Below are 11885 nucleotides of genomic sequence, written 5' to 3'. Positions count from 1 at the left end.
CAATCCGCCGTAAGGTTCATCGGCTATCATAACGGTATACAAAAAGAAGGAGTGCATATTATGAACAATATTATCGAGACGGAGGGGCTCAGCAAACAATATGGCAATGTTTATCGGGTCAAAGATGTGGATCTGTCGGTTCCGGAAGGGGCGATTTATGGGTTTCTGGGGCCCAATGGCGCCGGGAAATCAACGACGCTTAAAATGATTCTGGGCTTGACCAAGCCCACGGCGGGGGCGATCACCGTTTTTGGAAAACGGGTCAACAGCAAAAACCGGCTGGAAAATCTTAAGCATGTCGGTTCGTTGATTGAATCGCCCAGCTATTACGGTCATTTAACCGGAGCAGAAAACCTGCGGATCTTTCAAACCCTGCGGGGGGTACCCAAACAGAACATTGTTGACGTTTTAAAAATTGTCCGGCTGGAGAACCAGCAGCACAAAAAAGTCAGCCAGTATTCGCTGGGAATGAAACAGCGCCTGGGGTTGGCCAGTGCCCTGTTGGGTTATCCCAAACTGCTGATTCTGGATGAACCCACCAATGGGTTGGACCCGGCCGGGATTTCGGAAATGCGGGAGCTGATTCAGTCGCTGCCGCAAAAATTCGGGATGACGGTGGTGGTCTCCAGCCACCTCTTAAGTGAAGTTGATCAGCTGGCCACCCGGGTGGGAATCATTCGGGAAGGCGAGCTGGTTTATCAGGACAGCCTGACCAAACTCCATCAGTACAGCAAACAGCATTTGGCAGTGCGCACCTTAAATAATGAGGTAACCAAAGCATTCCTCAGTCAAAACGGCGTGACCTGGGAAGCCGAGGACGATTATCTGATTATCCCGCAGATGAGAGATACGCGGATGGCTGAAATCAGCAAAGCACTGGGACAGAATAATATTGGTTTAGTTCGGATTGAAGAACGTAAAAAAAGCCTGGAGGATATTTTCCTGGAGTTGACTGGAACGGCGGTGAGCTTATGAGCGCCGCAATTTGGATGGAGGTTTTAAAAGCAAAGGGCCGCAAGATCTGGCTGGTGGTGGCGATAATGATGGCGGTTCAGCTGCTCTGGGCGGGCTGGGCTATTTCCAACAAGGATGCCAATGATCTGGCCCAGGGCTGGCTATTTTTTCTCTACCAGTTTCCGATGCTTAACTGCATCATCATGCCGGTGATCGCCGCAGTGGTGGCTTCTCGTCTTAGCGATGTGGAGCATAAGGGTCAAACCTTTAAGCTGTTGGAAACCATTATTCCGACCAAGCGGATCTTTGCGGCTAAGTTTATTTGGGGCAGTATCTATATGCTGGGTGCCGCCTTGGGCCAGCTGGCGATTATGATCGGCATGGGCGTCGTTCTGCATTTTGGTGGGCCAGTGCCTTGGGGGGCGCTGGTTGGGTATCTGTTGTTTACCCTGATGGTGAGTCTGACTATCTATGTCTTTCAACAGGGGATCTCAATGCTCGTTGCCAATCAGATGGTGCCGATGACATTGGGACTAATTGGTGGATTTATTGGTCTGTTTAGCATGTTTTTCCCCCAGGGATTTCAAAAACTGGTTCTGTGGAGCTATTACGGGGTGTTGATGCAGGTTGGCATGAATTGGGATCCGATCACCCGAGCCACTGATTTTTATTGGAAGGCCATTGATTGGCCGGGGCTCGGCCTGATTTTGGTTTTCTTTGGGCTGATTTATGGCGTCGGCCAGATCTTATTTGTCAGAAGGGAGGTCTGAGCGATGTTGATACGGGCTTTACAAGCAGAAATGATCAAGATGCGACACAGTCCGATGTGGCTGGCTTTTTTACTGATTCCCATTATTCCGGCCTTTATGGGAACCTTCAATTATCTCAACAACCTGAGCATGCTGGAAAATAAGTGGTACAGCCTGTGGACCCAGCATACCCTGTTTGCCTGTTATTTTTTCTTACCGGTATTGATTGGGATTTATGCGTCCTATCTGTTTCGGCTGGAGCATGCCAATCATAACTGGAATACGGTATTGACTGCCCCGGTTCCGATAACACAGCTATTTATGGCAAAACTGATAATGGGTTGGTTAATGGTGATTTTGACCCAGATCTGGATGGGACTCTTGTTTATCTTTTCGGGATTATTAGCGGGGCTTTCGGATCCGATTCCCCCGGAATTACCGCTCTGGCTGTTATTTGGTGCCTTGGGTGGCATGGTGGTATGCGCTTTACAGCTGAGTTTATCATTGGTGATTCGCAGCTTTGCGGTGCCGGTGGGAATTGCTCTGATGGGCGGGATCGCCGGGTTGGCACTACTATCGCAAGGCTATGGGCTCTACTTTCCCTATGCGCTGATCACCCTAGGGATGCGGGCCAATGATCCGGCGGCACCGATGGCGGTGGGTGAAATTGCCTTTCTGGTTGCCTGCGCTATTTTTACATCGGGGTTTTGTCTATTTGCCATCACTTGGTTAAAACGGCGGGATGTGGTGACGGGTTAATCAATTGAATCCAAGCATAAAGCAAAAATAGGCCTGTGTTGAGCGGTGACGATTATTGCCAAACACTGGCCTTATTGATTTTAGGTTATTTTAAATTGGCGGCGGGGTTTCTTAAAAGGTCAGAAAGATGAATAAATTAAAGTAGACGATCAGGCAAACCTCAGGTAAAATTAAGTCAATCCGGGATGTCAGATATGCGGCAAGCCTGAAATTAAGTAATCGACACGAACAGGCCGGTTTTTGACAGCGTCCATACCGACAGCGATGATCGCTTTGCCGGGAAGAAACGAGGTGGGCGGGCAATCCAAAGAAAGATAGATAATCTAACTAAATATTTTGCAAAATTGCGGTCATTGCAAAACTGAGCACAAAGCTCACGGCAGTTTCGCAATGATCTGGAACAAATAATAAAAGGAGAAATGGTGTGAAGAAAAATATTCAAATGCCAAAATTAAGTGAACAAATGGAATCGGGAGTCTTGGCGTCCTGGAACAAAGAAGTGGGAGAGGTGGTCGAAAAGGGTGAGGTGCTTTTCGAAATTGAAATGGACAAGGTTGTCAGCGAGGTTGAAAGCATGGAATCCGGTGTTCTGGAAGCAGTTTTTTTTGAAGAGGGCGATGAAATTAAAGCCGATGAAATAATTGCGGTTATCAATTGCGATTGATCAGGGGATAAAATGAAAAAGAAACCAGAATGGTTAAAGGTCAGCTATAATAAAGCGGCTGTCGAAGAAGTGAATAGGCTGATGGCTAAACTGAAACTCAATACCGTTTGTAAGGAAGCCAATTGTCCGAATCTGGGAGAATGTTATAAAAAAAAGACGGCTACCTTTATGATCCTGGGGAGAACCTGCACCCGCAACTGCCGGTTCTGTAATGTAACCAGTGGAGCGGTGGAACCGGTTGATCCCAAAGAGCCTCAGCATTTGGCTGAAGCAGTTAAGGAACTCGACTTAAATCATGTGGTGATCACCAGTGTCACCCGGGATGATCTTAAAGATGGTGGCGCCGGACATTTTGCCGATACCATCAGGGCGGTTCGGGAGCTTAACCCCGGGGTTTCGATTGAGGTGCTGATCCCCGACCTCCAAGGCGTACAGAGGGACCTGGATCGTATTATTGCCGCCAATCCGGATGTGATTAACCATAATGTGGAGACGGTCCGGGAACTTTATTCGGTGGTTCGGCCGGAAGCGGACTATGACCGATCGATGGCGGTGCTTGAGTATGTCAAAAAACAGGCGCCTCATATCAAAACAAAAACGGGGATTATGGTGGGCCTGGGTGAGACCGACGAACAGGTTTACCAGGTCATGGATGACAGCCTGAAAGTCGGCTGCGATATTTTTACCATTGGTCAATATCTGCAGCCATCGCCGCAACATCTTGAGGTTAAGGCTTATGTAATTCCGGAAAAGTTTGCGCAGTACAAGAAAATTGGCGAAGCCAAGGGCTTCCACTATGTTGCCAGCAGTCCTCTGGTGCGCAGTTCCTATCGGGCAGAAGAGGCACTTAAGGAAGGGAAAAACAATGATTTATATTGAAAATGATTCCACGGATCCTTTTTTTAATTTTGCATTGGAGTATTACCTGATTACCGAGAAAAATCTGCCGGAGGATCAGATTTTTATTTTCTGGCGAACCGAACCAACCCTGATGGTTGGTAAGTACCAGAATACCATCGAAGAAATCAACCAGAACTATGCCAAAGAAAATGGGATCAAGGTCGTGCGTCGCATTACTGGCGGCGGAACCATTTATACAGATATGGGAGGTTGGCAGTTTAGTTTTATCACCCGTGGTCAGTCTGACACGATCGATTTTAGCAAATATATCAGCCCGGTAATTGAGGGCTTAAAAAAACTGGATGTTCCGGCTGAATTCAATAGTCGCAACGATCTGGTTATTCAGGGTAAAAAGTTTTCTGGCAATGCTCAGTGCATGTTAAATGGTTATACCCTACATCATGGCTCACTGCTATTCAGTACCGATTTTGAACAGATGGTCAAATGTTTGACGGTAGATGATTATAAAATTATCTCCAAAGGGATCAAGTCGGTGAAGGAGCGGGTAACGAATATCTCCGATCATTTAACAAAACCGATTGATACGGATACCTTCAAAAAATTGATGGTCGACAGCATTATGCAAGGATCAAAAGAACACTATCAACTGACGGATACCGATCTGGCCCGAATCAAGGCCATTGCCAAAGAAAAGTTTGCCAGCTGGGAATGGAACTATGGCAAATCCCCGAAGTTCAACATCACCAAGACCGGTCGATTTGATGGCGGAAAAATGGAATTTAAATTGGATGTCAATAAGGGAAAGATAACCGATTGTCATATCTATGGTGATTTTTTTGGAACCATGGACATTTCGGTTCTGAGTAATGCTCTGATTGGCGCTGATTATGAAAAAGAAAGCATTAAAAAAGCCATCGCACAAGGTGATATTAAGCAGGGGTTTTATAACATCAATGTGGATGAGCTGGCAGATATTATTTGTTGACCATATTAAAAAGGCAATCACCCCATCTTTTAATCAAGGTGGGGATTTTTTATGCCAGTACGATCACGAAACGACCAGGCCTTTACCTTTTTGTGGGAATGCGTTACAATAGTCTGATGAATGGATGGTGAGTCTATTTAAAATGTCAAACAAGATCACATGAAAATTTAAAATAGGTGTGATAGAATCATTCGCATGCTTATAATACAAAGGCGTATTTTAACAAAAACGGCATATGAAATGATTGGGGATCAGAAGGAGATGAATTTATGGATAATTCAAGTAAATTTCTTATTGCATCAGTAAGCGCAGCGGTGCTACTGATTATTTTAGTCAGCTTTACCCTGGCCTACGCAGGGCGGGATAATACTCTGATGTCAGACAAAACGCTGAGCTTTGAAATCAACGGTTTTAATGTGGAACTGCCCCTTTCCGAAAACGATGCAGTGTACGACGCGGTCAGCTTAAGTAGTGTCACTGAAAATAAAATAAAATTAATCAACGAGGTAGGTGCCACCGTTAAAATAGACGGAAAGGGCATCGGTGCGGGCACAACCATGGATTTAAAATTGGATCAGCTTTCTTCAGGCGACCTCATCAAGATTCAGGTGGGCAATGAAAAGGACGAGCGGGTGATTTATTTAAGAACCCTGTCATCCCAGCTACCCGAAATTATTCCCGCCGGAACAAGTAGTTATGAGGGAAATTACTTTGCTGCGGTCGCAACCGGGGGGGCAGCGCTATACGAACTGAATGAAAAGGGTGAGGTGGTTTTTTACATCGCCAAATCCCCGGAGCAAGCTAAGGGTGAATCCTATCGGGATTTCAAGAAACATGTTTTGGAAAATGGTACCATTCGCTACAGCTACCAACGGGTATATGGTGACAGCAATGGAATCGGTTATGCGGTGGGAGAACGGGTGATCCTGGATGATCGCTATCAGGAAATTGACACCATTACCCTGGCTCAAAGTGAATTGACAAATGAAGGCGACCCGGTGGATGGTCGGGATTTTATTCTGATTGCGGATAACCATTATATTGTGGAAGCATCTCAATTAGTATTGGTTCAAAATGTGCCAGATGGTCTGGGTGCCAATACCATGGGATCAAAGGTAGTGCGAAATCTGATTCAGGAAGTCAAAGATAATCAGGTCGTTTTTGAGTTTACCACGGATTCCCATCCGGAATTTTATGGTCTTAGTGTCAACGACCATGATTACAGCAATACCACCAGCCAGAGTCCGGATTATGCCGGGTTCAATCGGATGATTATAGATCCGGCGGATAACAATCTGATTGTTTCTTTTGGAAACATGAACACCATCATGAAAATTGATCGGGAAACCCGGGATGTAATCTGGAAGTTATCGGGAAATGGTGATGAATTTGGGATGTCGCCGGAACAAAAAACATCGGGTCAAACGGATATCGCCATCACCGCCGAAGATGAATTAACAGTGTTTGACAATGCGACAAGTACGGGTCAAACGAGAGTGCTCAAAATAAAACTGGATGAAGTCAACAAGAAGATTTTGAGCTATCAGGAATACAAGATACCAGGAAAAACGACCCTTGCTTATGGTAGTGCTCAAAAAATTGGTGATAATATTGAAGTATACACCATCGGATGGGGGTTGCTCAAAGATGGTAACGTGGCGATTTCGGAAATAGACTTCAACACCGGTAAAAAACTGCTGGAAGTTACCTTGCCGAATGGTGTTGCCAATGACCGGGTGCAGAAGTTTAAATAGACAGTTGATAAGAACGGAGATCAATGATGAAACCACTATTTTTATGCTATCCTAAATGTTCAACCTGCCAGAAGGCAAAAAAGTTTCTGGCCGAAAATCGGATTGATGTGGAAGAGCGGCACATTGTCGAGGAACATCCCCGAAAAGATGAACTGCTGGCATGGATGAAGTTATATCCGGGTGATGCCAAAAAGTTTTTTAATACCAGTGGCCTGGTTTATCGGGAACTGGGCTTAAAGGACAAGGTGAAAACCATGACGCCCGATCAGATGGCTGAAGTACTGGCTACTAATGGGATGCTGGTCAAGCGACCATTGGTTATTTTGGCCGATGCCGTCCTGATCGGCTTCAAAGAAGAACAATGGCAAACGGTATTATTAACCGATAAGCGGGATTAATCCTTAAAGTGGCCGTTATTTTTTCCTATAAATCATTTGTAAGGGCAGCAGGGATGGTCTATAATGAAAAAAGGATTATTAATCGAATACAAAGGAGAAAGTTAAATGTCACGAAAAACCATTGAGAAATTTAGAAAACAACCTGAGACTGATGTGGTGGAAATAGTTGAAATGGAACTGACTGAATATACCTACCCCAAAAGCGGTACGGGGATTTGTCCTCAATGCGGCGGTAAAATGAACGGCCTAGGGCTTGACTGGGAATGTGAAGGCTGTGACTTAAAACTGGTGGGACCGGTATTCTAAAGAAACGAAACCAAATAGAGACGCACAGGAAGCATGTTTACCAATTATGTTGATTGGAAAATGTGCTTTTTTACTGAGTAAGAAAAGTAGTTTGGGGTTGTATAAACATCAGGAAATCTTAAATATTTCCCAATGACAAGAGGAATAATTAGAGATATTCATAGAAAATCATGTTTTTACGTGACATCATGGTTAAATATGGTAAAATGTTGATAACTTTTTATAAGATTTGTTTGAAAGCAATATGTGGAAAAATAATTTACCCACCGATTCCAACGTCCCATAGGTGTTTATGACGAGGATGGATACGTGCGAAAACGAAAGATATACAAATCTCTGGAGGAAAATAAAATGACGATTACCTATGAATTAGGGAAATCTTTATATGTGAACATAACGAATCGATGTAGCAATGCCTGTACGTTTTGCGTAAGAAAAGATGAACCGACAATTAATGGCGTTGATGATCTCTGGTTGGAGATCGAACCGACGCAAGAAGAAATACAAGCAGATATCTTAAGGCGGGATCTGGATCAATATGATGAGCTGGTTTTTTGTGGATATGGTGAGCCAACCTATCGTCTCGATGAAATTTGTGCCATCGCCAAGGAAGTGAAAAAGGTTCATTCCATTCCTATTCGACTCAATACCAATGGCCATGGAAACCTGATCTATAAAAAAGATATGACACCGCTTTTAAAGGATGCAATTGACGTGGTATCGATCAGCTTAAATGCAAAGAATAAAAAAGAATATGATGAATTATGCCGTCCGGTTTTTGAAGATGCCTATGAAGAATTGTTGGAGTTTGCGCGACTAGCAGGAAGATATACCAAGGTGGTGTTAACCATTGTCGATATCCTTCCGATCGAGGATCAGGAAGCATGTCGTCGGATTAGTCAGTCGGTTGGGGCAGAATTGCGAATCCGTTCCTATATTGACTAATGACGAGATGATTAGCGACGGGACAGAAAACGCTGTTGATACAAGTCACTGCAATTTAAAGCCCCGGGGCCTGAACATCGGCGGCAAAGAGATTTGGGTGGTGGATGACCATCAATATGTGCTGCTGATCTGGGGGCGTTTATTTCAAATCCAAAAACAGCCGCTGGTTCTGGTTAGTATTGATTATCATCCCGATACCAACCCGCCGTTTTGGCTATGGGCTTATCAAAAAGCCATGGCCATTGATCCCGAGCGGGAAACCGAGCTGGTGAAAAAATTTCAGAATAGAATGTTGTCTGCCCTGGAGCCGCTTAATTTAAACAGTGTCGAAATGACGATGGATCAGATGCGTAATGATGAGCATATCAATACAGCCATGGAATTGGGCTATCTGAGCAATTACCATATGATCAATTGTATGGAAAAACATGTTTATTCACAGGGACATCACTATCTGGTTCCGGAAAACCAGTTTGGGAGCCTTAAAGATGACATGTTTAAAAATATTGGACTGCCGCTTAAAAAAATCAGTAACGAGGCGTTGATTCTTGATATTGATCTGGACTATTTTTTGAGTCCGGAAAATTTTGAGCTGGATCTTAATCAAAACCGCATTTTTGCAGATCTGGTCAAACAGGCTCAGATGATTACCGTGGCCCGTTCAAAAACGTATTTTGATTTTTTAAAAACAGATCCGTTTACAATTGGAAGCTGTGAAGAAAAGCTCATCGACCTGCTGGAAAAAATCATCGGCAAATAAATACTAAAAATGACACAACAAAGCAGAATCTGGAATATGATGATGGGAGAGAGACTTTATGGGAAAACACAGTGAAGAAACCCGAATCATTGAGCAATCTAAAGACCAGTGTGAAGAGCGTTTGTTAGCTTTTGACACCGGTAAATATGAATTGAAGAACCATATCGTAGACAAAGAAGAAAGCCTGCTTGTTCTCCACACAAAAATCGTTTTTGCTGCCAATGGCCAGCGGATTACCATTAAGCTGCAATCGGCGGGTGACCAGATGACCGAAGTGTGCGTCCGGTCAGAACTGATTTCAAATGTGGTGATGAATGATCGTGGTGCAAATAAAAAAAATATCAACTCCATGTTCGGCTATCTTAATGAAGAGAACATAGCGAATCAGCATCGGAAGCCGGATAGCACCAGAAACGATCAGCGCTCCAAACCGAAAAGCAAGCTTTTTTTCTGGGATAAAAACGCCACAGCTTTAAAAATGTCGATGATGGCCAGTTATCTGGGGGGCTACCAGGAATTTGAAAAGCCTCTGAAAGGAACCCTTGAAATTCACCAAGCTGGCATTGACTTTGCCGTAATGGGTCCCAAATTTAGTATTCCGTTTTTGGAGATAAAATCCGTCACCATTGCTTCGACATGGGATATTGTAAAAAATCAGGCCTGGCGGGAGACCTGCTTCAAAGATGAACTCAAAAAAGATAAAACGGATCATGAAAAAGCATCGAAAAACAAACTGGTGGTTACCTATCAGAATGATTCGGGGCTAACGCAGTGTATTTTTAGAGCTGACACTTCCTATGAGGTGGAAAAGAGTGTTGTAAAAGCGCAAATGTTGATCCAGGAATTGATGGAAGATTAAAATTTAAAAAGGGCTTGACAAACCATGATACATGATGTAAACTGATATAGTATCGTAACGATGGCGGAAGGGCCACACCTGTTCCCATACCGAACACAGAAGTAAAGTCTTCCAGCGCCGAAAGTACTTGGTGGGTAACTGCCTGGGAGGATAGGACGTTGCGGGACTTTTGAATTTTTTGCCCAAATTTTGTAAAAATTTGGTATGCAGCTGAGCAGAGCGAAGCAAAGGTGCAAAAAAGAACGCAGTTGACGAGGGTTTGATCCGATAAGGATTAAACAAACCCGAGGAAACTACGATCATTTAAAATGAAGCCGTGCAAAAAAATAGATATATAATCATTGATTTAAGTTTACTTAAAAATCAATGGTTATATATCTATTTTTTTATGGGGCGAAGCCCCTAACGGAGGCGCAGCGTGAGCTGCGACGGAGTTGCACGGCTTCATTTAGTGGCAGTAATGTTAAGAGCAGCCATCTGGCGACAAATAATTATTTCCCAAACAGGTTTAAATAAAGCTGCATACGGTATAATCCTAATCATAAGTTCAAAAAAGAAGAAGAAAGAAGGCGTTCATATGAAAGAAAGAAAAGTCATGCAAGTCGTTCAGGGTATAAGTGCAGTGGATGGGGCCGGAGTTCATCTGACGAGGGTCTTGTCCCATTCAACCGTAAAAGCATTTGACCCCTTCCTGATGCTGGATTCCTTTGATTCGAAAAATCCTTCAGATTACATCAAAGGTTTTCCAATGCACCCTCACCGGGGTATTGAAACGGTCACCTATCTGGTCGAAGGGTTGATCGAACATCAGGACAGCCTGGGAAACAAGGGTGCCATCGAATCTGGCTGCTCGCAATGGATGACCGGGGGTAGCGGGATTCTCCACCAGGAAATGCCTCAAGCTTGTGAAAGAATGCTGGGCTTCCAGTTATGGTTGAATCTGCCCAGATCCGAAAAAATGACGGAGCCCAAGTATTTTGAAATCAGAAAAGAAAATATTCCTCTGTATAAAGGGGATGGTTTTAATGTTGGGGTTATCTCTGGAATCTACGAAGGTGTAAAAGGTGCAGAACCCCATCACATCCAGGCGATGATTTTAGATGTGGTCGTTGAGCCGGAAAAATCAGTTAGGATTCCAACGCCCAAAGGTGAAACCGCATTCGCGTTTTTAATTGAAGGACAAGGTTTGGTGGCAGGAACCTTATATAAAGAGAAATCGGCGCTGTTGTTTAGCGAGGGCGAATATATTGAAATAACAGCCGATGACAAGCCCCTTCGTTTCGCAGTATTTTCGGCACCGCCGCTAAATGAACCAGTAGCCTGGGGCGGTCCCATCGTGATGAATACCGAAGAAGAATTAAAACAAGCCTTTGCCGATTTGGAAGATGGCAGTTTTATAAAAACACGTCCCCAACTCTAGGGGATGTGTTTTTATTAATTGGGAATGCAAGCGCAGAATGAACACGATGCGGTAGTGTCAAAAAGAAATGAAAAAACTTTCAAAAACCAGTTGACAGGATGGTGAAAAGAGCGTATACTAATGAAGTTGTCTCGAGTGAGGCAGCGGACACAGCTGAAACATTGAAATGAACTTAAAAGAATTTCAAAAAACAGCTTGACAATCACAAGAAACGACGATATAATAGAAAAGCTTCTTCAGTCGGAAACACTGAAAAAACGACGGAGCGGCAACGGTCATAGAAAAGAGAATAGTACCATAAAACCTGTAAAACAGCCAAAACATCCGCGAGGGTGAATGCGGCTAAATAGAAACAGAGAGATGAACTCTATAAAACATTAACTCGGTAGAGTATAAAATACGCTTTATTCAAAATGAGACAGCATTTAAAAGCCTAACGGCTTTAAATACAAACTTTTTATTGAGAGTTTG

At 43.8% G+C, this 11885-nt stretch carries 13 protein-coding genes and 1 rRNA gene; all 14 read left to right on the top strand.

All coding sequences use genetic code 11. The features are described from left to right. Positions 1–60 precede the first annotated feature (60 nt). Complete coding sequence (locus ACWI_RS06445; RefSeq protein WP_070370613.1) at positions 61–975, top strand: ABC transporter ATP-binding protein; 915 nt, start codon at positions 61–63, stop codon at positions 973–975. Continuing rightward, entirely contained in the window at positions 972–1724 is a 753-nt protein-coding gene (locus ACWI_RS06440; protein ID WP_070370612.1) for an ABC transporter permease, read from the top strand. Before ACWI_RS06445 ends, ACWI_RS06440 begins: the two co-directional genes overlap by 4 nt. Positions 1725–1727: 3 nt before the next feature. Continuing rightward, the gene (locus ACWI_RS06435; RefSeq protein ID WP_070370611.1) at positions 1728–2462 is read left to right on the top strand and encodes an ABC transporter permease; all 735 of its coding nucleotides are present in this window, start codon (positions 1728–1730) and stop codon (positions 2460–2462) included. 424 nt (positions 2463–2886) lie between these two features. Further along, positions 2887–3126 carry a biotin/lipoyl-containing protein gene (locus ACWI_RS18770; protein ID WP_070370610.1) on the top strand — a complete coding sequence of 80 codons (240 nt, stop codon included), beginning with the start codon at positions 2887–2889 and terminating at the stop codon, positions 3124–3126. 12 nt (positions 3127–3138) lie between these two features. Beyond that, positions 3139–4005, top strand: a complete 867-nt coding sequence (lipA, locus tag ACWI_RS06425) for a lipoyl synthase (RefSeq protein ID WP_070370609.1) — start codon at positions 3139–3141, stop codon at positions 4003–4005. After that, positions 3992–4972: a lipoate--protein ligase gene (lplA, locus tag ACWI_RS06420; RefSeq protein WP_070370608.1), complete on the top strand. Its 981-nt coding sequence runs from the start codon at positions 3992–3994 to the stop codon at positions 4970–4972. Before lipA ends, lplA begins: the two co-directional genes overlap by 14 nt. Positions 4973–5241: 269 nt before the next feature. Then, positions 5242–6726 (top strand): arylsulfotransferase family protein, encoded by a 1485-nt coding sequence (locus ACWI_RS06415; RefSeq protein ID WP_070370607.1) that lies wholly within the window; start codon positions 5242–5244, stop codon positions 6724–6726. Between the two features lie 26 nt (positions 6727–6752). Next, a complete protein-coding gene (locus ACWI_RS06410; RefSeq protein ID WP_070370606.1) occupies positions 6753–7124 on the top strand; it encodes an arsenate reductase family protein in 372 nt (123 codons plus the stop codon). A gap of 105 nt (positions 7125–7229) precedes the next feature. Continuing rightward, positions 7230–7430, top strand: coding sequence for a hypothetical protein (locus ACWI_RS06405; protein WP_070370605.1), 201 nt, complete (start codon positions 7230–7232; stop codon positions 7428–7430). Between the two features lie 351 nt (positions 7431–7781). Next, entirely contained in the window at positions 7782–8375 is a 594-nt protein-coding gene (locus ACWI_RS06400) for a TatD family nuclease-associated radical SAM protein (RefSeq protein WP_070370604.1), read from the top strand. A gap of 7 nt (positions 8376–8382) precedes the next feature. Continuing rightward, positions 8383–9135, top strand: a complete 753-nt coding sequence (locus tag ACWI_RS06395) for a peptide arginase family protein (RefSeq protein WP_070370685.1) — start codon at positions 8383–8385, stop codon at positions 9133–9135. A gap of 58 nt (positions 9136–9193) precedes the next feature. After that, positions 9194–9994 carry a hypothetical protein gene (locus tag ACWI_RS06390; protein WP_070370603.1) on the top strand — a complete coding sequence of 267 codons (801 nt, stop codon included), beginning with the start codon at positions 9194–9196 and terminating at the stop codon, positions 9992–9994. Between the two features lie 50 nt (positions 9995–10044). After that, positions 10045–10161 (top strand): 5S ribosomal RNA (rrf, locus tag ACWI_RS06385). A gap of 410 nt (positions 10162–10571) precedes the next feature. Continuing rightward, positions 10572–11414 carry a pirin family protein gene (locus ACWI_RS06380; protein ID WP_070370602.1) on the top strand — a complete coding sequence of 281 codons (843 nt, stop codon included), beginning with the start codon at positions 10572–10574 and terminating at the stop codon, positions 11412–11414. Positions 11415–11885 lie beyond the last annotated feature (471 nt).

This window comes from Acetobacterium wieringae (genome assembly GCF_001766835.1).
Classification (GTDB): Bacteria; Bacillota; Clostridia; order Eubacteriales; family Eubacteriaceae; genus Acetobacterium; species Acetobacterium wieringae.
The sequence above is the reverse complement of the archived record's forward strand: the minus strand, read 5'-3'. Positions and strand labels throughout refer to the sequence as shown.

Coding starts and splice junctions, on each gene's coding strand:
- ACWI_RS06395 (WP_070370685.1), top strand. CDS start 8,383: ATGATTAGCGACGGGACAGAAAACGCTGTTGATACAAGTCACTGCAAT.
- ACWI_RS06380 (WP_070370602.1), top strand. CDS start 10,572: ATGAAAGAAAGAAAAGTCATGCAAGTCGTTCAGGGTATAAGTGCAGTG.
- ACWI_RS06405 (WP_070370605.1), top strand. CDS start 7,230: ATGTCACGAAAAACCATTGAGAAATTTAGAAAACAACCTGAGACTGAT.
- ACWI_RS06435 (WP_070370611.1), top strand. CDS start 1,728: ATGTTGATACGGGCTTTACAAGCAGAAATGATCAAGATGCGACACAGT.
- ACWI_RS06400 (WP_070370604.1), top strand. CDS start 7,782: ATGACGATTACCTATGAATTAGGGAAATCTTTATATGTGAACATAACG.
- ACWI_RS06440 (WP_070370612.1), top strand. CDS start 972: ATGAGCGCCGCAATTTGGATGGAGGTTTTAAAAGCAAAGGGCCGCAAG.
- ACWI_RS06415 (WP_070370607.1), top strand. CDS start 5,242: ATGGATAATTCAAGTAAATTTCTTATTGCATCAGTAAGCGCAGCGGTG.
- ACWI_RS06445 (WP_070370613.1), top strand. CDS start 61: ATGAACAATATTATCGAGACGGAGGGGCTCAGCAAACAATATGGCAAT.
- lplA (WP_070370608.1), top strand. CDS start 3,992: ATGATTTATATTGAAAATGATTCCACGGATCCTTTTTTTAATTTTGCA.
- ACWI_RS06390 (WP_070370603.1), top strand. CDS start 9,194: ATGGGAAAACACAGTGAAGAAACCCGAATCATTGAGCAATCTAAAGAC.
- lipA (WP_070370609.1), top strand. CDS start 3,139: ATGAAAAAGAAACCAGAATGGTTAAAGGTCAGCTATAATAAAGCGGCT.
- ACWI_RS06410 (WP_070370606.1), top strand. CDS start 6,753: ATGAAACCACTATTTTTATGCTATCCTAAATGTTCAACCTGCCAGAAG.